22 protein-coding genes and 2 pseudogenes are annotated in these 18,979 nt (G+C 64.8%); 10 read left to right on the top strand and 14 right to left on the bottom strand.

Annotated features, from left to right (window positions below; genetic code table 11):
- Together ACWGE0_RS11935 and ACWGE0_RS11930 are read left to right on the top strand one after the other, a co-directional pair.
- On the top strand, nt 1-195 hold the full coding sequence (locus ACWGE0_RS11935) for a hypothetical protein (RefSeq protein WP_452260891.1): 195 nt from the start codon (nt 1-3) through the stop codon (nt 193-195).
- Between the two features lie 12 nt (nt 196-207).
- Entirely contained in the window at nt 208-1,002 is a 795-nt protein-coding gene (locus ACWGE0_RS11930) for a DUF6338 family protein (protein WP_452261127.1), read from the top strand.
- A gap of 9 nt (nt 1,003-1,011) precedes the next feature.
- On the opposite strand, the gene ACWGE0_RS11925 is transcribed toward ACWGE0_RS11930, so the two are convergent.
- The 4 genes from ACWGE0_RS11925 to ACWGE0_RS11910 all read right to left on the bottom strand — a co-directional run bounded on the left by ACWGE0_RS11925 (nt 1,012) and on the right by ACWGE0_RS11910 (nt 2,298).
- Nucleotides 1,012-1,305, bottom strand: coding sequence for a hypothetical protein (locus tag ACWGE0_RS11925; protein ID WP_452260890.1), 294 nt, complete (start codon nt 1,303-1,305; stop codon nt 1,012-1,014).
- Nucleotides 1,306-1,632: 327 nt separating this feature from the next.
- On the bottom strand, nt 1,633-1,764 hold the full coding sequence (locus ACWGE0_RS11920) for a hypothetical protein (RefSeq protein WP_452260889.1): 132 nt from the start codon (nt 1,762-1,764) through the stop codon (nt 1,633-1,635).
- Between the two features lie 2 nt (nt 1,765-1,766).
- Nucleotides 1,767-1,976 (bottom strand): hypothetical protein, encoded by a 210-nt coding sequence (locus ACWGE0_RS11915; protein WP_452260888.1) that lies wholly within the window; start codon nt 1,974-1,976, stop codon nt 1,767-1,769.
- Nucleotides 1,977-2,079: 103 nt separating this feature from the next.
- The gene (locus ACWGE0_RS11910) at nt 2,080-2,298 is read right to left on the bottom strand and encodes a hypothetical protein (protein WP_452260887.1); all 219 of its coding nucleotides are present in this window, start codon (nt 2,296-2,298) and stop codon (nt 2,080-2,082) included.
- A gap of 221 nt (nt 2,299-2,519) precedes the next feature.
- On the opposite strand from ACWGE0_RS11910, the gene ACWGE0_RS11905 reads away from it, so the two are divergent.
- The 3 genes from ACWGE0_RS11905 to ACWGE0_RS11895 are packed head-to-tail and all read left to right on the top strand — an operon-like array spanning nt 2,520 to nt 6,799.
- Nucleotides 2,520-3,536, top strand: coding sequence for a hypothetical protein (locus tag ACWGE0_RS11905; protein ID WP_452260886.1), 1,017 nt, complete (start codon nt 2,520-2,522; stop codon nt 3,534-3,536).
- A complete protein-coding gene (locus ACWGE0_RS11900) occupies nt 3,533-6,526 on the top strand; it encodes a TIR domain-containing protein (protein WP_452260885.1) in 2,994 nt (997 codons plus the stop codon). Before ACWGE0_RS11905 ends, ACWGE0_RS11900 begins: the two co-directional genes overlap by 4 nt.
- 21 nt (nt 6,527-6,547) lie before the next feature.
- Nucleotides 6,548-6,799 (top strand): hypothetical protein, encoded by a 252-nt coding sequence (locus ACWGE0_RS11895; protein WP_452260884.1) that lies wholly within the window; start codon nt 6,548-6,550, stop codon nt 6,797-6,799.
- A gap of 82 nt (nt 6,800-6,881) precedes the next feature.
- On the opposite strand, the gene ACWGE0_RS11890 is transcribed toward ACWGE0_RS11895, so the two are convergent.
- The gene (locus ACWGE0_RS11890; protein ID WP_452260883.1) at nt 6,882-7,349 is read right to left on the bottom strand and encodes a hypothetical protein; all 468 of its coding nucleotides are present in this window, start codon (nt 7,347-7,349) and stop codon (nt 6,882-6,884) included.
- 585 nt (nt 7,350-7,934) lie between these two features.
- Here ACWGE0_RS11890 and ACWGE0_RS11885 point away from each other — a divergent pair.
- On the top strand, nt 7,935-8,642 hold the full coding sequence (locus tag ACWGE0_RS11885) for an integrase core domain-containing protein (RefSeq protein WP_452261126.1): 708 nt from the start codon (nt 7,935-7,937) through the stop codon (nt 8,640-8,642).
- 165 nt (nt 8,643-8,807) lie between these two features.
- Here the strand turns inward: ACWGE0_RS11885 and ACWGE0_RS11880 are convergent, their stop codons facing one another.
- Together ACWGE0_RS11880 and ACWGE0_RS11875 are read right to left on the bottom strand one after the other, a co-directional pair.
- The gene (locus tag ACWGE0_RS11880) at nt 8,808-9,209 is read right to left on the bottom strand and encodes a hypothetical protein (protein WP_452260882.1); all 402 of its coding nucleotides are present in this window, start codon (nt 9,207-9,209) and stop codon (nt 8,808-8,810) included.
- Complete coding sequence (locus ACWGE0_RS11875; protein WP_452260881.1) at nt 9,206-9,637, bottom strand: hypothetical protein; 432 nt, start codon at nt 9,635-9,637, stop codon at nt 9,206-9,208. Before ACWGE0_RS11875 ends, ACWGE0_RS11880 begins: the two co-directional genes overlap by 4 nt.
- A 271-nt stretch (nt 9,638-9,908) precedes the next feature.
- Between ACWGE0_RS11875 and ACWGE0_RS11870 the strand changes: the two genes are divergently transcribed.
- Nucleotides 9,909-10,670, top strand: a complete 762-nt coding sequence (locus tag ACWGE0_RS11870; protein WP_452260880.1) for a response regulator transcription factor — start codon at nt 9,909-9,911, stop codon at nt 10,668-10,670.
- 887 nt (nt 10,671-11,557) lie between these two features.
- On the opposite strand, the gene ACWGE0_RS11865 is transcribed toward ACWGE0_RS11870, so the two are convergent.
- The 3 genes from ACWGE0_RS11865 to ACWGE0_RS11855 all read right to left on the bottom strand — a co-directional run bounded on the left by ACWGE0_RS11865 (nt 11,558) and on the right by ACWGE0_RS11855 (nt 13,921).
- Complete coding sequence (locus ACWGE0_RS11865) at nt 11,558-12,208, bottom strand: hypothetical protein (protein ID WP_452260879.1); 651 nt, start codon at nt 12,206-12,208, stop codon at nt 11,558-11,560.
- 137 nt (nt 12,209-12,345) lie between these two features.
- The gene (locus ACWGE0_RS11860; protein ID WP_452260878.1) at nt 12,346-13,227 is read right to left on the bottom strand and encodes a hypothetical protein; all 882 of its coding nucleotides are present in this window, start codon (nt 13,225-13,227) and stop codon (nt 12,346-12,348) included.
- A 517-nt stretch (nt 13,228-13,744) separates the two neighbouring features.
- Nucleotides 13,745-13,921 carry a hypothetical protein gene (locus ACWGE0_RS11855; protein WP_452260877.1) on the bottom strand — a complete coding sequence of 59 codons (177 nt, stop codon included), beginning with the start codon at nt 13,919-13,921 and terminating at the stop codon, nt 13,745-13,747.
- Between the two features lie 51 nt (nt 13,922-13,972).
- Between ACWGE0_RS11855 and ACWGE0_RS11850 the strand changes: the two genes are divergently transcribed.
- Complete coding sequence (locus ACWGE0_RS11850) at nt 13,973-14,374, top strand: MmcQ/YjbR family DNA-binding protein (RefSeq protein WP_452260876.1); 402 nt, start codon at nt 13,973-13,975, stop codon at nt 14,372-14,374.
- 98 nt (nt 14,375-14,472) lie between these two features.
- Here ACWGE0_RS11850 and ACWGE0_RS11845 read toward each other — a convergent pair whose 3' ends face one another.
- Nucleotides 14,473-14,682, bottom strand: a complete 210-nt coding sequence (locus ACWGE0_RS11845; RefSeq protein ID WP_452260875.1) for a hypothetical protein — start codon at nt 14,680-14,682, stop codon at nt 14,473-14,475.
- Between the two features lie 138 nt (nt 14,683-14,820).
- On the opposite strand from ACWGE0_RS11845, the gene ACWGE0_RS11840 reads away from it, so the two are divergent.
- Together ACWGE0_RS11840 and ACWGE0_RS11835 are read left to right on the top strand one after the other, a co-directional pair.
- Nucleotides 14,821-15,072: an integrase core domain-containing protein gene (locus ACWGE0_RS11840; RefSeq protein ID WP_452260874.1), complete on the top strand. Its 252-nt coding sequence runs from the start codon at nt 14,821-14,823 to the stop codon at nt 15,070-15,072.
- 156 nt (nt 15,073-15,228) lie between these two features.
- Entirely contained in the window at nt 15,229-16,443 is a 1,215-nt protein-coding gene (locus ACWGE0_RS11835) for a saccharopine dehydrogenase family protein (RefSeq protein WP_452260873.1), read from the top strand.
- Nucleotides 16,444-16,731: 288 nt separating this feature from the next.
- Here the strand turns inward: ACWGE0_RS11835 and ACWGE0_RS11830 are convergent.
- The 3 genes and pseudogenes from ACWGE0_RS11830 to ACWGE0_RS11820 form a co-directional block, all read right to left on the bottom strand.
- A pseudogene (locus tag ACWGE0_RS11830) lies at nt 16,732-17,110 on the bottom strand (transposase); the annotation flags it as partial.
- 146 nt (nt 17,111-17,256) lie between these two features.
- Nucleotides 17,257-17,913, bottom strand: a complete 657-nt coding sequence (locus ACWGE0_RS11825; RefSeq protein WP_452260872.1) for a hypothetical protein — start codon at nt 17,911-17,913, stop codon at nt 17,257-17,259.
- Between the two features lie 67 nt (nt 17,914-17,980).
- Nucleotides 17,981-18,295: pseudogene (locus tag ACWGE0_RS11820) on the bottom strand (AIPR family protein); the annotation flags it as partial.
- Nucleotides 18,296-18,979 lie beyond the last annotated feature (684 nt).

Genomic DNA, 18,979 nt, shown 5'->3' with positions numbered 1-18,979 from the left:
ATGGCCAAGAAGCCGGCGGAGGGATCGCGTAAGTCCACGGCGAACCCTAAGGTGACCTCTAAGGACGCCAACTTCACCGAGAACCGTGGAAACACGATCAGCCCAAGTGGCCCGATCAAGGTGGCGGCGCAGCCGCCGACGAAGCCCGCGGTGCCACCGTCTACCTCAAAGAAGAGCGAGGATGGCAAGAAGTAGTCGGGGGCTGAGCTGCCTTGGTTCCTAACAACGCGCTGGGGTGTCCTGGTCTTTCTGCTCTTCGTGGTGCCTGGAACTTGCTACGAGTTGTTGCGGGGTCGCACCATGCTGCCGCGTGAAGAGAGTGCATTCCAGCAGATCAGTAGGGTGCTGCTCTTCGGTTCGGTGATTTCGGCCCTCGTTGGCCTCACGCTGGCCGGTATCGGGGTGGGTGCGCCCGGATCGCTGCTCAACGCGTCGAAGTTGCTCTCCGGCGGCACGGGCTACGTCGCGGCGAACACGAGTCAGGCGGGATGGACCATTGCGTTGTTCCTGATCCTGTCACTGCTCTATGCGGTCATCACCAATGACCTGCGTACGTCGGACGGGGCTCCGGCCATCCATCAAGCTGATGCCTGGCACTCCATGGCTCACGTCCTTCCAGCGTTGTATTTGGACGGCCCACATCAGGTGACGGTCAGCGTTCGGTTGAAGTGCGGCCGCGATGTGGTCGGCAGGTGGCTCGGCAGTTCGACCGAACTGGACCCGTCGAAGCGTGAGCTGACGCTGCAAGCACCGTTGGTCACGCGGGAAAGCGGTGATGAGGAGGAAAAGTCATTCGACGAGGACTGGGCGGTCATGACGATCGTCGGGTCGGAGATCGAGTCGATCGCGTTCGCCTACTCGCCGAAGGAGGGCGCAGAGAAGCAGTTGCGGAACGGCATTCGTCGGTTGCTCGCCGACTGGTTGCGCCGGCACTGGACAGACTGGCAGTTCGCGTCATCGGTGGCGATTGCTGTTGTGATGCTCGCGGTGCTGCTCGGCTAGAACACCGCGTCAGTTGTTGGACGGTGGCCAGCCCGCGGCAGCGGAACTCAGCCGAGTCATAAGTGCCGGAGTGAAGCATCGTCGGAGCAGCGCGCCGATCGCCGACAGGAGGTTCCGGGACCTCGTGTCCGCCGTCCCGGCGAGTTCGTGGCGCTGGTCGCGGACAGCGGTGAGCCGGTCCGGTTGCGCCAGCATCGTCGCGGACAGTGTCGCGCAGAACGCTGCACCGAGCACGTCCGACGGGTCGCCGGGGCAGTACGTCATCAGTGCCGTGCGCATCTCGTGCAGGCCGGTGGCCGGCACGAATGACTAGGTCCGGGTCGTCTGTGTCGGGAAAGTCCTCGTCGAGCACGAATTCGGCCAAGTCGTTCTCAATCTCGGCGACCAACTCCCGGACGAGGTGGTCCAACGGCGCCTCGTCATCGCCGGCGATGTCACCGGACTGCGGGCGGGAAAGCGTGCGGTTGACGGTCTGGACGGCGAGCTCGACGTTGCCCAGCCGCCTGGCCGCCGTCAGCGCCACCATGAGCATGATCCCGTCGACCCCCGGATGTTCTTCGCGCATGGCGGGATGCTTGTCGACGGCCTGCGTCACCCCTCGAGCAGGGCCGCAGGATCGGCCCTGCTCGTCTACAAGTACCAGGACCGCAGCAGGACGATCGCCTGGAAGATGAACGTCTCCTTGCCTAGCAGGTCGACGACGCGTGGCTTCGCGAGTGCTTTGATCCCCGACTCGCACGCGCAGACGTGCTGATCACACATACTCAGCATCGAGCTGTGGAGCAGTCCGCACTGGATCGCGCACGGCTCGACCGCGATGGCGTCGGGGCGAGCTCGTACTGGACGTCCAGCTGCCACATCGCTTCTTCCAGAAATCCCAGCGCCTCGTGGATCATGGGCGCGTCGGACGTGGTGATCTCGTTCTTGTCCGACAGCGCGATGATCAGCTGGGCGGCGCGGACTCTCGCGCACAATCCGCGGCCGAGCAGGCCCGGCGGTTCCAGCTGTACGTGGTGCCGAGCAGACCGATGAACAGCGGTCGGCAGCGCCGCACCTCCGACACGCAGACGTCGAGGATCATCCGCTGCCGCGTCCCGGGGTCGAGCCGGTCGTCGGTCTCGATGCCCAGCGCAGGTCGACGGGACAGATCGAGACACCGCGGCCGTGCTCGCGCAGTTTGGCGTTCACTGTCGGAATCACCACGCGGGCCGGCACATCGCGTTCGTGGTCCATGTCGCGGAACGTCGAGGCGATGAACAGGGGAATGCGTCGCCACCCTGCCGGTGTGTCAGTCACGCGGAGAGGTATCGGGTGGTCGTGGACTGTGTTACGTCCACATCGTTCGGCAAATGAGTGAACGCAAATGAACTTGCTAACGGATCGTGCGTCATCCCGATGGTGGCTGTGAGTCTTGCGGGAAGGGGACGCCGATGAGATCGCTCCGACTTTTTCTGGTGTGCCTTCTGGTTACGTCCTGCAGTGGCGTCACTGGCACACCCGTACCTGATCCTCGCGACATGGAATTCGCTGTCGTGGCGGGAAAGGACGGTGTGGCGCTCGTCGGCGGTGCCTGGTTGGAGAAGGTGCCGGAGCTGGCCGATGAAGCGAGCTACGGAGTTTCGTCGATCGACATCGGGACGAGTGCCGCTGTCCTGGCGGGCAGCCATATGGCCGTGGTCCGGCCGCACCGGCCCCCTGCCATCGCGGACTGCGCGGACTGCGCGGGAATCGCGGCGACCGGCGAGAACATCCTCACCAGCAGGAAGAATTACACGCCTGGTGGATTCGAGATCGTGTTGTTCAAACACGACCTTGCGGTGGACAGGATCGTGACCGCAGAACGGCTGCAAGAACGCGGCAACACGGACTACGGCGCAGAGAACACGGCGTCGCCGGTCGTGTTGGCCGCTGAGCCGGGGAGGGTTACGGTCGGCTACCTGGCCAGGGACGGCGGTGTGAGGAGAGGTCCGTCCGTGGTCGCGCAGTACGACTTCGACGGCAGACTGATCAACCACGTGGTGGTCGACGGGATCCTCGGCAGATCAACGGTCTCCGCGGACGGTCGCAGGCTCGCGGTCGGCGTCGGTGGCTCCGGGGGTGCGTGCATCACCAGCTCCGTGCCGGTGATCATCGAGCTCGATTCCATGCAGGTGCGGACGATCGAGCCCGACCTGCTGGTGACCGCCTCAGGCGCGTACTCCTGGTTCCTGACCACGGACCTCGACTGGCGGACCGACCTGCTCACGGTGATGGGCGAGTTGCACGATCCACCGCCCGGCGAGACGTGCGATCCGTCCCCGAAGATCTGGCGGCGCGACGTCGACCCGGCGACGGCGATCGCGCGGGACACCGCTGGCCAGAACGCGACAGCGCGACGGTGGAACGGACCCGGCTGCGACGACGTCATCGAGGTCAATGGGAACTGGGCGAGTGGCGAACTCGTGCGGCGCTCCGGTGGAAAAGAGGAACGGCTCGGCAACTACGCGACGATGAGCCTTGGCCGTTCTGCGGCGGAGGAATGCGGGCAGAAGTGACAGCCTACAACGCCTTCATCAGCTACCAGAGCTCATCGCAAAAAGCAGCGGAGCGGCTGAAGCGGGACCTCTTCGCGATTGCCGGGCGACACGCGGGAGGCGCCGATTTCAGACTGTTCCTGGACACGTCGGATCTGAGGCCGGGACCACTGACCAAGGAGATCTGCACCGCGCTCGAGCAGTCGCGTTTTCTCGTTGTGGTGCTTGGTCCCACAACGCACGAATCCCCGTGGGTTGCCAAGGAGATCGAGCATTGGCGGGACAAAGTCGGTGCGCCGGAACGGCTGTTCCTCGTCCGGGCGGACAAGGGGGTCGATCTGACGTGGGACGACAACCTCGCCCCACCGGGATTCAGCGTTCCAGATGGTCTTCCGAAGCCCTTGTGGGACTACTTCAGCGTCGAGCAGAAGTGGATCAACTACTTCGGCCGCAGCCGGGACAGGCTCACCGGCCTCTGCGCGACGCTGATGAACGTCGAGACCTCCGAGTACCTCCTGGAGGAAGCCGCCTACCAGCGACGGCGCACGCGCCGCTGGACAGCTGTCGCGATCGTCATGGCCCTGCTCTTCGCCGCAGCCGCCGTTGGTTTCGTCAGAGCGGAGATCAACCGCCAAGAGGCGGAGCGCAACGCCACCCAAGCACGCGCCCAGGCGGACGCCGCCGAGGCTTTGCTCGCCGCAGCCGACGCTCCGACGCTCGCCATCGAACGGGCCCTGCGCGCCGCAGGGCAGAGCGACAGTCCCACCGTCCGGTCGGCGATGCTGGCCGTGTCGCACGCGTCCCGCAGGCTCAAACGGGCACTCGTGTATCCGCAGGAGGAGACTGGGAATCCCGTCGCGGCGGCCCGATTTTCCGCGGACGGCAGGAAACTGCTCGCCTGGAGTGCCGGGCGTTCGGTGGGCACGTCCCACGTGCGGGTGTGGGACGTGGCGTCAGGCGCGACGTCGGCGGATGTGCCAGTGGACGGCGAGGATCTCCGCGACGTCACCTGGCTGGGTAACGGACATCTCGTTGCATGCAGCGATGCCGGGCCGCTCGTGGTCGACGTCGTGGCGGCACGGACGACGAGGCTCGATGACGCTCAGAACAAGGCGTGCTCACTGCATCCATTCGCGGACGGTGTGGTGCTGCTGAGCGACGGCTCGGCGTACGTCGTGGACCAGCGCGGGAAATCGGTATCGGTCAACGGTGTCACCAGCGTGTCCGCGCACCCGTCGTCGCGAGCGGCTGTCGTGGCCGGGCCGGCCGGCGTCACCGTGGTGTCCGCCGCCAGGAAGGTGCCTGTCTCGGCCTCGCCGGCTTCCACAGCGTTCGCCGACTCACACGGCGGCTTTCTCATCGGCTTCGGCGCGCAGGAGTGGGGTGTCGTAGCGCAAGTGAATGGGGAACCGGTGCTCAAGTCCGTCCGGGTGCCAAACACTGCGGTGGACGTGGCGCCCCTGCTGCACGCCGGCCAGATGACCGGGGACCTCGCCTGGATCGCCGACGACGGTTCGATCTCCTGGACTCGTGACGGCCGAACAACGAAGCTGCCACCCCATCAGTCTCAGACGCCGTACGCGACTCGGCTGGTGCCGTTCGGTTTCGAGGAGTTCGTCGCGGTCCACCTGAATACCGCCACCGTGCTGAAGCCGCCGACCGGCAGATACGGGCAGGCGCCCGACTGGACGCAGGGCGCGCAGCATCAACTCGGCTCCGCACGGCAATCGCGCACAGAGCCGCTCGTGGCGCGGTGCCTCGACCACACGACCGTGCTGCTTAGGGGCAACACGGGTGCCGTGATCCTCGACGCCGGCGGCGAACAGGGCAGCATCAGCGGCGAGGGGCAGTTCACAAGCGGGTGCGATGTGGTCGACACCGGCCGCTCCCTGACGATCGTGCCACGACTGAGCCGGAAGTCTCCGGTCATCGTGCGCACGACGCTCGTGGCGGACTCTGTCGCCGTGTCACCGGTCGGTGACCAGCTCGCACTGGTGAAGGCGGGCTTCCCGATCGAGGTCCTGTCCACCCTGCCTGTCGGCAGCTTGCCGAAGCCGTGGGACGTCACGACCACCAGCGAGGGCGGGGCGGTGACGGCACTCGGCGAACGGGAGCTGTTCACCCGGCAGAAGGAACTCGTGACGGCGAGCTCCACCGGCGTCATCGGACGAGTCGGCATCCCCGAGTTCGCCACACTCGCCTCCCCCAGACCGGACGGAAAAGGCGGAGCGCTGAAGGAAGTCCGGCCCGCAGGCCTCCTCCTCGCCGATGAGAAGTCGACTACACCTGGCGCCGACTTGTGTGCCGATCAGCCGGTGAAGTACGTGCCAGACAAGGACTTCTCCCGTTCGGTACGGGCAGCGGAGGCACAGATTCCGATCGCTCGTGTCAACGGGAAGGTCATCGACTGCCGGGACGGCAGCGAGAGGTCCGATGTGCCCAACATCGTGAGCTACGAGATCGGTCACGGGATCGGGCAGATTGTTGCACGCGGTGAAAACCGCCTGACGCTGACGATGTGGGACCGCGGTTCGGCCTCAGGTCCATCTACAGTGGATGGACCGGTTCTGCCCGCCGATCAGGGCGTCGCGTCGTTCGACCCGACCGGACAGGTGAGCGTGGCGTTCGCCGTCGGCGGCCGGCATCTGACCCTGTACCAACGCGATGGCGATACCTGGAACACCTCGCTGACCCTGCCGACGGGGTTGTCCGGCGTCCAGGCCGCGCGGCTGGTCGACAACGCGTCACTCGTGCTCGCGGTGAGCACGGAGGGGGCGTTCGAGCTGTTCGACGTCGCGACCGGCCGCCTCGTGGCATCGGATCCAGGGCTGTCCCTCAACGTCGCCTCGGCGAACGTGACCGGGTTCTCCGCGCGCCGGGCCGGCGACAACCTGTCCGTCGGGCTGCACCGGTCCGGCAGCCCGACGGCAGAAGCGGCGGTGCAGATCCCGATCGCCATCCCCGCGCTGAAGCATCAACTCTGCTCTCTGTATAGGACAACGGAGTGCTGAGTTGCCTGATCATGTGCCGATGTGGAGGTGGCTCGCCCACAACGAGGGCTTGGTCATGCCCCGCAGAGGCGACCGCACTACCGCGCCGTCACGACCAGCCCGGCGCAGGCCATGCCGGTCCGCGAAGTGCACGGCCCCACCAGGCCCGCCAGAATGGTCGCCGACCTCGACCCGTACCGCAGGTTCCAGGCCGATCACCTGACCCGGATCAACGGCGTGCAGACCGAGATCCCGATGCCGAAGGTCAAGCTGGCGTCGGAGTTCTCCCTGTGAGCCCTCGCTTCACGTTGTACGAGTCCTTCACCTTCCTGTACGACGCGATTACACCGGCGCCCTTCAGCCGTTCGAGGATCAACTAGTGCGCCTCGTCCGCGGGCACCTTGAAGTCGCTCACGCTCGTGCTCGCGAAGTGACCGTACGGCTCGCCCAGCCGCTTCAGCACCGAGACGACTTCGGGCACCGGCGGTGCGGCCACGAGCAGCAGCTTCAATGTCAGGTTTGCGTCACCAACGGTGGTCGCGATACGGCCGATCTGGTCCGACGGCAACGATCGTTGCCGCGTGAGGGCGAAGACTCCCACGGGTAGGAGCACGTCGACATCGTCGTGCGGCGCGTACTGCGCCAGTTCGCCGAGGATCTTCTCCTTGGCGGGATCAGGAACCCTGTTACTGCGCAGCAGATCGGGCAGGAAGGCGCTGACCAGTTCGCAACCAGACGCGCGGCGGCGGAGTCGTTCGCACGTGCCACGGCCGCGCCTCGCCGCAGGCGACGGCCCGGAATCCGTATGTGATCCACCAGCCTCGATGAGCCAGCCCGGAAGCATCCAGTATGAACTGCCACGAGGCGCGCCGCGAGGTGTTGCGTCGTGGTCAGCGCCGTCCTCGGTTGGATTGGGCTGATCGTGTTGTGCTGGCCGCGTTGGTGCGGTGGCTACCTGTCTGGTTGCGGGAGCACCGGTTGGTGTCTCCGGGCAGCGTGCTGCGGTGGCATCGGCGCTTGGTCGCGAAGAAGTGGACCTACCCGAACCGGACTGGGCGACCGCGGGGTCGCGATGAGACCGTCGTGGCGTTGATCGAGCGTATGGCGCGGGAGAACCCGGCTGGGGTTACCGCCGTATCCAAGGTGAGCTGCTCAAGCTCGGCCACCGTGCTGCTGCTGCGTCAACTGTCCGCCGCGTACTGAAGCGTCCCTCGCCGATCCGGGATACCAGCACGTCGTGGCGGCGGTTCCTGAGTGCTCAAGCAGGAAGCATGCTGGCGTGCGACTTCTTCCACGTCAACTGCGCGGTCACGTTGAGGCGGGTGTACGTGGTCTTCGTGGTGGAGGTCGGCACCCGCTATGTCACATCCTTGGCGCCACCACCAACCCTGACGGTCTGTGGACAACCCAGCAGGCTCGCAACCTCTTCATGGGTCCTGGCGATCGGGCCAACGAGTTTCGATTCCTGGTTCGTGACAGGGCTGGCCACTTCACGGCGTCGTTCGACTCGGTTTTCGCTGACGCTGGTATCGACGTTGTGAAGATCCCGCCGCGGTGTCCACGAGCTAACTGTTACGCGGAACGGTTTGTCGGCACTGTTCGACGAGAGCTCACCGGCCGGCTGCTGACCATCAACGAGCGTGACCTCAAGTCAGTGTTGAACCGCTACTTGTTCCACTACAACCACCGACGACCACACCGGGCGACACCACCCTCCACCACGACCCGATCACCCGAACGGAAATCCAGGATGCAGATCACGTACGTCGTCGGTGCTCGGCGGCTTGATCAACGAGTACGAACCTGCGGCAGCTTGATGCGCAAGTCAGGCCTATTGGGCCGTGTTTTGGCACCCCACAGGCCGTGTTCTCGATCCGAACCAGATCCCAGTACAGGTCAGCCTCGTCCCAGCCGCGGCTTTCGTGTGCGAAGTTATCGATGGCGGCGGAGACCAGGTCGGCGGCCGGGCCGATGTCGACGGAGCGGCGCGCCGGCGAGGGCCGGTTGGAGTTCGAAGTGGCCATCGCTGCGGAACCGGCGGGCTGCATGCCTCAAGAGTTCGGACAAGGTGTGCATCGACACTCATGCTTACCTCGCTTCACCAGGTGTAACAAGTACTGGCCCTCGTATTCGCTGAGGCGGTGGGCTCTGCTGGGTCGGGACATGACGCTCGGCTCTGATCGGCGGAGCAGCTACCCGGCCCAGGGGCAGGAGGGTGGGCCGTGACTGTGTGCGCTATGTCAAGTGCCCTCTCTGCACTCAAGCCAGAGAGGGCGCCTGTTGTTCGGGATGCCTCATCGCCTCACTTCAGGAATTGCCTCCCGACCTGGATTAGCAACTTGACCAGAGGCCACTGTGGGTCCCAGAAGTGGTACGGCACGATTCGGGCACCGGGTACGCCGTAGACCCTGGACCAGTCAGCGTTGCGCTCCAGTTGCCAGTGCCAGAGTTCGGTTCGCTTGCTACGACCGATCATCCGGCCGTCTACGCCCCACGGACCGAATTTCGGCGATACCCCGACGATGAGGCCGTCAGGGGCGACGACCTGCATGATCACCGAACCGTGAAAGCCGCCGAACCACACCACTGATTCGACAGTGGTGTTCGCTGTACAGAGCCAGTTGTCGTCGACCTGTGCAGTGGTCCGCATGAAGTGTCCGGCGCCGAGGTCGGTCTGGTAGTCGGCCAGTGCCCAGAGCGTCATGACGTTACCTCCTTGGACTCGGTCGAAGACAGGGCGGCGCGGAGGAGTGACATCGGAAGGTAGACCGCGGTCGTTCGGGCGACGCCGGTCTCAGGATCTCGGACCAAGCCGCGGCTGACGGCGAAGCTGCTTGGCTCGTAGACCGGTTCGAGCTTCCCGTTGCGCATCTCCCAGGCGCCGTTCTCCGACTCGACGACCTTGCCTTCAGGGAACGTCGGGACGGGCACGGTCGACGCGAGCTCGGCTCCTTCTGGGATCGCGTCGAGCACGTCGTCGGAGATGGTCTCAAGCTCTGCTGGGCTGAGCCCGTGGTCGTGCATGGTCCACAAATCAGGGACCCAGCGGCGCTCGCCGTCTTCGACGACGTAGATCTGATGGCTTGTATCGCCGGTGACTAATCGCCGGACGTCCTTATCTCTTGCTGACATGTGAATCCCCTGGTGATCTCACACTGACCGCCGGATGTAGCGGTCAGTACTGGAGTGGCTACTGCGAGAGAAAATTCCCCAAGAACGGGAATCTTGTTGTGTTTGGTGAACCTTGAGTTGTAATCGTCAACGGTATGAACTGGTTGAGGAATACGTACTAGTGCGTACCGGGTGAGACGTACGCTCTGACGAAGCTCAGTAATCGGCCGTGTTGGGGAGGCATGCAGTTATGGAGGATCGACTAGTACGGTGGTTCGAGGTCATCCGGCGCATGCTTGACCAGCCGTTGACCGAACTCCCGCACGCGATGCTGTTGGACGAGCTAGTCAGGACCTTTGGGGCGAAGGCTGGCTCATGGATTGATCGACAGCCTGGCGGGACGATTGACTACCACCTGTGGGAACCGGGCGTGCAGCCCGATCGTGAGACCGGCCTATGGCTACAGGAGCATCTTGATCAGCATCCATTGCTATGCTGGTTCGCCGTCACGGCCGATCCAGCCGCGCAATCGATCGGCCGAGTCCCCAAGTCTTTCATCGATCAACGCTACGAGGCATGGGATGACGTCGTTGGGCACCTCGATATCGAGCATCAAATGGCTGTTCCACTGGCTCTGCAAGGGAAAGCACACCGAGCGTTCGTGATTGTCGCGGATGGCTCTGACTTCTCCGACGAAGATCTACAGCTTGCTCGGCGTTTGCAGGCATTGCTCGTGGGCTTGGACCGGCAGGCTCAAGCGCTGGCCAGGTGGATGCCATGGAGACCCTCGTACGAAGCTGGACTGACGAAGCGCGAACTAGCGGTCCTGGGCCTGGTGGCTGAAGGATTGACGGCTCATGCGATCGCCCGCAGGTTGTTGATCTCGCCGCGGACTGTGCAGAAACATCTCGAACACGTCTACGCGAAACTGCGCACCACGGATCGGGTGTCTGCGGTACTCACAGCCCAAGCGCTTGGGCTTCTGCAACGCAAGCAACTATGTGCATCCAAGCAACCTCGTAACCACCGAAGTGCTGAACTGACAGATGTCTGAAACGCTTGAGGCACCTTGATGATCGGTGGTGGTGTCGCAGTGTCCGCAGACGATCAAGATCGGGAATCCGTGCCCGCGGACGTGTCCAGCGAACGTCGCCGCGTCCGTCCGCTTCGTGTGAATCTCCCAGATGAGTTGCCCGAGCTGACGCCGGCTGTTTCCAGGATCTTGTTGGACATACTGATGGAGCTCAGGGAGAAGTCGAAGAACGACGAGGGGCCGTCAGCCCTGAGGTCCTGCTCGCGCGGCCAACCTAGGGCTCTCGTGCGAGGGTGATGGTGTCGGTGGACGTACGCGGCTGGGCACCGTCGCCGAGGAGGCCGTTATGTCTGAGAATGATCCGCCGTCCAAGAAGGACAGTCCTACCAGGCGCGGCAGGGCAGGCAAGAATCACGATGCTTGAGGCGGCCTCGAGTCTTCGTTCCCGAAGAACCGCCGGTGCTGACACCAGCGGTGTGTCGGATTCTCCTTGAGATGCTGGAGGACGCTGTCGAGAGGCAGAAGTCGAACCGCGCCCTCCAGTCGCACGGCGAAGGATGATCATCTATCGGCTGCGGGCTCTGTACCGACTTCTGGCCTGGTGACGTCTGGGTACGAGCTCGGCGGCCTGGTGTCGCGCTCCTGATCGTGACCAGACGTCGGAGTGGCCGCTGCCGACAGGTAGACACGGTCACCGTGCGATTCGGCAAGACCGGCGCCCGCACCGTCGCGATCGGCTCCGGCACCAGCCCGCTGACCTGCCCTGTCACCGCACCTGGGCCTGGATCGCCGCGGCGGAGCTGACCCTCAACGTGGAGCGGCAGGATCGTCTCGGCGGGGTCATCCACGCGTATCGCCATGCCGCTTAACCTGCGCGGATGTAGTTTTCGGCACGCACAGTCCTACGCCTATCGCTCAGAGCCAGAGCCATAGCCGTCCTGGGCTCGTTCGACCAGCGCCAGGTGAACTCGCGACGTGGGCGGTTCGGCAGATTCGGCGTCCACGGTGACGGCCAGCCGATCCGACACGACAAGACCTGACGACGCCCGCCGCGAGAGCTTTCGCCCTCGTTTGGAAACGCGATGCCCGGTCAACTGGGCGAGCACCTTCTCCACAGGACGCCACTGCGAAGGCGGCACTGCCAGGGCGGCGGAAGTGAGATCGTGCCACGAATCAGGATGAACTTCATCCAACGCCCCGATAACTTCCTGTGGAACGCGGGCAGTCGGACGTTCCGGCCTGCTGCCCTTGGCGTACGCGTAATAGTCGTTCATGACGCTGGACGTGGTGTCGAGCATGATCAGTTGGCCGGGGTTCGGCGTCGTGGGCGCGATCCGGTGCTCACACCAAGCTCCCAGAGCGTCGGCTTCGACGAAGATGCGTGGTCCGCCGGCTTTGTTGATGCGAGCGCGGGTATCGGCATAGGCGTAGAACTCGGCGGGGTGCCTGAGGACGTCCGCGACCATGATCAGGTCCGCGAGGTTGACGAACCACGTGCCGTCGGCGGGAACACCTTCCCGTTTGCCGCTGTCCGGCAGCACAGAAGCGAAGGGATCCACGCGCTCGAGGGTGACGATGATCGAGACGATGTGAGTCCGGTCGATCGTGCCGTGCCACCTCCTGCGGTTCTGCTGGAAGTTGGTTGCGCCAGAACGGAGATAGGTGATCGTTCGAGCGTTCTGGTCCAACGCTTTGTCTACGAGTTCGGCTGCTTTCTTGCGGACCCGGTCAGGGGCACCCCGCCGGGCCGGGTCGGTGAGACGGCCGCCTTTAGCCTCGATGATGAGCGTGGCGCCTGGTTGCGCGACGAGAACGTCGATGTCTGGACGTTGCCCGTCCCACGGGTAAGTACAGCCGCGTGGACGGTGTCGGTCCCGAAGACTCTGGACAGCGCGCTACACGTCAGTTCCTCGCACGCGTCTTGTCGGCGCTTGTCGAATGCTTCAAGCAGCTTCGGCTGCTGCTGGCACGCCTCGGCGGCCCATTCCAAGGCGCAGTGGATGAAGTCGCCGGGAACTGTCCAGAGTTGATGGCCGTCGGGCGTCGTGATGATGGGGCGCCGCCGCAGAGTGTTGGTGGCGTGGAGGCCGTCCAGGTCCGGTTGGCTTCCCAGGGCGGTGCTCATGGAGCTCAGCAGCGCCTCCAACTGCTCTTGGGGGATCGATGTGCGTTGCGCCAGAACAGAAGCAAGGTCACTTACGAGGGGAGCTCCGCCAAAGGTCGCCATGCCGGCGGCATGCGCGGCCATGTACTGGACTTGCGTGGCGTGATCCGCCCGGCGGGGGATCTGATTCAGCACGATCTGGAATTCTTCCTCGACCGCGCGGAGACGTTCGCATTGCACCTCGAAGTCAGCGTCCGCAGCGATCAGAGCGTCCCCGAGCGCGAACCCGAGCAACGACCGAGACTTTTCGGCGAGCGGCTCCACAATCGCGTCGAAGATCGGTCGCAGCTGCTCTGGATAGCCGAGCATGCGGTCGAAGCGCTGCTCGAACTCCAAGAGGTTCCGAGCGCTCGTGAGCGAGTCGAGAGACCCGATCCGGAGGGCCTTGGCCTCATGCACCTGGTTCTCTGCCATCGCGTACTCACGGAGGAGCCGATCCAGGTCGTACAGAGCCTGCGGGTGGTAGTCGGCCCCGAGCCCGAGCGACGACGTCCTCGACCGGCATCCCGGTGACGAGACCACCGTAGAATTCCAAGACGGCGTCGCTGCCGAAGTTGACAGGTCCGGGCAGAGCGCGGCGCATGCTGGTGAGGACCGTCAACCTGCTGTAGGTGAGAAGAGGGTCTGCAGCCATTGCGGTGGCGCGGATCTCCTGCAGGAGGAGCGGAAGCTTTTGTTCGACGGCATCGGCCTGCCGAAGCGTCTCCCGTTGCAGAGCATGGAGTTCGGCGCCGTGCGGCCACACGAACTGGCGAACACCGTTGGAGGTCATCCCTCCGGTTGTGATCGCGGAAGAGCCCAGATATGGCGACGCCGGTCCTTCGCGGTGTCGCCGTGCGTTCCGGCCTGGTCGTGCGGCCAATGGTCACCAATCAATTGCGTCGTTCGTCCGATTGGAGCATACGCCGGGTGCGGAAGGTAGTCGCCTTGTTTATCCGATCCGCAAGCGCGCTAAATCGAGGAAGCGACGCACGACGTAGGCGGCGTCGCGACCGACGCCTCGCAAGGTGGCGGAGGCGAGACTGCGCTGCCAGTCGAGGCCGACGAATTCAAGTCCGAGGTGTTGCGAGATGCCGCGGTCGTGGTCGAAGACAACGTGCACGCCCACCGATGCCAGTGACGGCAACGGTTTCCGAGCCACCGGCTAGCGTTGCCGACCATGACCGACCGCGCCGACGTGCCACCCGAGGTGCTGGCTGCCGTGCGCGGCATCTGCGCCGGCCTGCCCGAGAGTTACGAGGAACCGGCCTGGGTCGGGACGAGATGGCGTATCCGGCAACGCACTGTCCTGCACGTCTTCACCGCACATCCCGGCAGTACCGGCGCATTCAGCCGTGCCGCCGAACTGACCGAGCCCGCGGTGGTCATGACGTTCCGGGCCCAGGTCGAGGAGTTCGATTCGCTGGTCGGTGCCGGCCACCCGTTCTTCCGCGCCGCTTGGGGAACCCAGGTCGTCGGCATGATCATCGAACCTGACGCCGACTGGACCGAGATCAAGGAGCTGCTGACCGAGAGCTACCGCGAGCTCGCCCCGGCGAAGCTCGCGCGCCTCCTCCCGTGAGCAGCGGTCGAAGTCTTCCAGCTGCCAGGCACACCCTCGCCGCCGCAGCACCCTTGCGAGCCCGACTTCAACCCCTTGAGACTGAACGGATCGAACGCCTAGCGGTACTCAGCGGGACCGTCTCGGTGGAGTCCTTCATGAGTATCGGCATGCCGCTTGACCTGTGCGGACGTACTTTTCGGCATGCACACCGCGACGACGTTGTTCAGCCCTGCCGGGACCGTGGCCTGGCCGAGATCGTTTCTGCCCCATGCGATCACGGTGCCATCGGCGCGGAGTGCGAGTGCGTGCCGTGCGCCCGCGGCCACTGCTCGGACACCGGCAAGTCCTTGTGGAACGGTGTGGAGTGCCAGAACTCTGCAGTCACACGCTGACCTGCGGTGATCAGGTTCTGTCATCCTGCAGCATGATCGTGGGCGTGGCGCTGCGACTGCTGTATCTCGTCTTTGTTCGGCTCGGTTCTCGCGGACGCCGGCATTGATGTTCTGAAGATCCCGCCGAGGTGTTCGCGGGCAAACTGCCACGCGGAACGGTTTATCGGCACTGTCAGACGAGAGCTCACCAACCGGCTGCTGTTCGTCAACCAGCGGCACCTGACGTCAGTGCTGTACCGCTACGTATCCCACTACAACCCGATCACCCGACGGGAGACCCAGGCTGTAGATCCGTATGTCGTCGGCGAGTGCTTGGCGGCTTGATCAACGAGGACGAACCTGCATGAGCGTGATTCGCAGGTCCGGCACGTTGAGCCATGTTTTGGCACCCGACAGGAGAACAAGATCGTGTTTCTCCCATACCTCGCCCAGGCCACCCGGTCGGCGCGGTGGCCGGAGCCTGGGGGCAAGCTGACGGCCATGAATCGTGAGCACGACGTCGTCGTCTACGGCGCCACCGGGTTTGTTGGGGCGCTGACCGCCGCATACCTGGCCCGGCACGCCCCCGAGGGCGTACGGTTCGCGCTGGCCGGGCGGTCTGCGGACAAGCTCGCCGCCACCAGGGCCGGGTTGCCTGCGGCGGCGCGGGGGTGGCCGCTGGTCGTCGCCGACTCGGGGGACCCGGTCGCGCTGGCGGCGCTGGCCGCGTCGACGCGAGTGCTCGCCACCACCGTCGGCCCGTATGCGCGTTACGGGCTCTCGGTCGTCGAGGCGTGCGCACGGGCCGGCACGCACTACGCGGATCTGACCGGCGAGGTGTTGTTCGTCCGCGCCGCGATCGACGCCGTGCACGAGCTGGCCCTGGAGTCCGGAGCCCGGATCGTGCATGCCTGCGGCTACGACTCGATCCCGTCGGACCTGGGCATGTTGTTGCTGCACGAGCGGGCCGTGGCCGACGGCGCGGGTCCGCTCACCGACGTGCGGTTGGTGGCTACGGTCCGCGGCGGTTTCAGCGGCGGCACGATCGACTCGCTGCGGGCGCAGATCGAGGCCTACGAGAGCAATCCCGGCCTGCGGCGCGTCGCCGCCGATCCGCATGCGCTCAGTCCCGACCGCGCAGCAGAGCCGACGCCCGCCCAGCCCCGTGACGCGGGGATGCCCTCCCGCGCCGCCGACGGAACGTGGCAGGCGCCGTTCGTGATGGCCCCGTTCAACACCCGCATCGTGCGGCGCAGCAACGCCCTGCTCGATTGGGCCTACGGGCCTGAGCTGCGCTACGGCGAGGTCATGGGCGCGGGGCAGGGCGTCACCGGAGTGCTCATGGCGGCCGGTATCACCGGTGGGCTGGCCGGGCTGGTCGGCGCGATGTCGGTCAAGCCCGTCCGCGGCCTGCTCGACCGGGTGCTGCCCGCGCCCGGTACCGGGCCCAGCGAACAGGCTCGTGCGAAGGGCTGGTTCCGTTCGGTGCTGCACGCCACCACCAGTTCGGGGCGCCGCTACCGGGCCACCGTCGCCGGACCAGGCGATCCCGGCTACGCCGCCACGGCCGTCATGCTCGGGCAGAGCGCCCTCTGCCTGGCCCTCGACGACCTCCCGCAGCGGTCCGGCTCGCTCACGCCTGCGACGGCCATGGGCCGGCCTCTGATCGATCGCCTGCGGCTCGCCGGCCACACCTACGACGTCACGACCGCCTGACCCACGCCGTCGTGGGGGTTGGATGCTTCTTACGGCCTCGGGAAGCGTGTCCTAGTCGTGGCACCGAAGCCTCGGACGGATGGCTCTCGGTGTCGATGCGTCACGCGGGCCTTGAGGGAAATTGATCCAGGCGAGCACGTCGAGCCTGGTTTGAGTGGCCCGTGTGGGAGAACTCCGGGCTGGGGCAGAGGCCACCGCCCACCTCGCACGGCGCAGGCGAACTCACCGCCGACATGGGCCGGCTGCAATCCGGAAGGGGTCTGCTGCGCGAGTAGGTGACAGTTGAAGTCACGCAGCCTGACTGGTTGGCGTGGTCATGATTGCTTCGTATTCGATGGGGGATCAACCTGCCGAGGGCGGTTTGGCGTCTGCGGCGGTGGTAGGTGCGTTCGATCCAGGTGACGATCGCGGCCCGGAGTTCGTCGCGGGTGGTCCAGGTGCGCCGGTTGAGAACGTTGTTCTGCAGCAATGCGAAGAAGCTTTCCATGGCGGCGTTGCCTCCCGCGGCGCCGACCCGGCCCATTGAGCCGGTCAGGCCGTGGCGTGTGAGCGCACGGACGAATTTCCTTGATCGGAACTGCGATCCGCGGTCGGTGTGCAGAGCGCAGCCGGTGAACTCATCGCGGCGGGCGACGGCGTTGGTGAGCGCGGCGACGGCGAGGCGGGACGAGTGAATCCCGGGCTCGAGGCGACTTACTGGTCTTGCCGATCGTGTGCAGGGCGCAACGAAATAGTGGAGGTCGACTGCCAAACTTTGATCGAGGCGAACGGCCGGGTCCGCGATGAAGGTGTAGCCGTTGCTTCCGGTCACGGTCAGCGTGCGGAATCACTTTCTCCTCCGGCAGGTTGAGGTGTGTTGGCCACCTGATCGATCCGAGACAGGAGGAACTCGACGAAGTCGGATCCTTTCGCCATTTTGTCAGGTGTGTCGCCGCTCAATTTTTCGAACTCGGCGAAGTTCTCGCGTACAAACGCGAGACAGGCAGTCAGGTCGGCGGTCGTGATCAGAGAGCTATTGGTCGGGTCGGCCAGTCGCTTCAACTGCTTGGGCACGTGCACCCGCTCGCCGACCAGCTTGGTAGCGGCGACCATCGCGATGTGGAACTTGAAGTTGGTGCGCTCTTGAGTCGTTACATGAGCGGCCTCGGAGGAGAGGAACGCGTCGACGGCCTTCTGTGCCTCGGCGAGCCATAAGTAGATCTCGAGAGGGATGTCCTTCGAGAAGATTTTCTTGTAGTCGTCGTCGCGTTTGAGCAGGCTAGAAGGTCGGGCGCGTGAATTATCTGGGCGGCTGAGTCCCATTGCCATCACAGTCTGCGCGAGAAAGGGGATGCTGACGATCCGTTCGGGACTCTTGCCGTTGTTGCGGTAAAAGTTCTTCCGGCGGTCGTAGAACCAGCCTTTCCCGAGGAAGTAGGCCTCTATGTCCCGCTGGATGTCGTCGGTAGCTCGCAGAGAGGCTGCGGGCACCGAGGTCTGGCGGTTGGTGGCTCGGATGACGTGGGTCTCGCGTCACTGGATCGTCTCCGGTGACGAGGATTCGGACGAGCACTGAACGGTCGAGCGCAGGGTGGTCGTCAGATGCAGCGCGCAACTCGGTGTGGATCGTATGCGAGGTTTGCAGTCCGTTGACGACCTGCACGTTGTCGAGCGAGTAGGTCTTACCGACGACAGTGACCTGCGAGCAGACGATCGTGACGCCGTTGTTGAGCCACCAGAATTCTGGAGCGTCCGGAGTTTGTAGTGACTCTCTGATCTCCTTGTTGACCTCGACGTCACCTTGGTAATCGCGGACGTTCCAGTCGAAGATATGGCGGCGAAGTTCGCCCTTCTCGTCACTGAGGAATGTCATGTAATCACGGAGCTTGACGATTGCAACGTGACTGTTGCCGCTGGTCGCGTTTTCCTGGTAGGTAAGCTGTGTTGTGTAGGACGGAACAGTGCTGTTGCGCCGCCAGAGTTCTGCGGCACCGAGGAACTCGACACAGCCGGACGCGCCCGAGACGACCCCGGCGAGTTGCATCTCGAGGTCGCGGGCCTTGATCTCCACCTTGGCGTTGATGCCGTTGGTGCCGCTGGTCCGTCCGCGCGTTGCGTAGACGAAGTGGATGGTGACCTTTGGGTGTCTTGTAGCCAACTTGCGGAGGGCATCGCGGAAGAACCCGGTTCGGGTCACGATGACTGGCGAGTAGAGCTGACGGAGGTCGTTCTCGTCCTCGGTCAGGTCGAGTAGCCGGCGTGCCGAGTCGGCAGCCTTCTCAACTGCGGTCTCGCTGAACGATGTGACCCGCTTGGCCTGGATCAACCACAGCTCAAGTGTGGTGCTCACGGGTACCGTGCGTGCGTCGAAGCCGTCGTGCAAGACCTCGCTGTCTTCCGATAGCAACGTGTCCCCGAGAAACACGTAGACGCCGTCGAAGGCTCCGTCGTTGGTGCCGCCGACGATGCCATCCGAGGTCTCCTCCGCAGACAGTTCGCGACCGTGTAGGGCCTGCTCGGCGGCGAATAGCTCGAACGCGACATCGTCTGGGACGGG

It is taken from the genome of Lentzea sp. NPDC054927, from assembly GCF_053610285.1.
The sequence above is the reverse complement of the archived record's forward strand: the minus strand, read 5'-3'. Positions and strand labels throughout refer to the sequence as shown.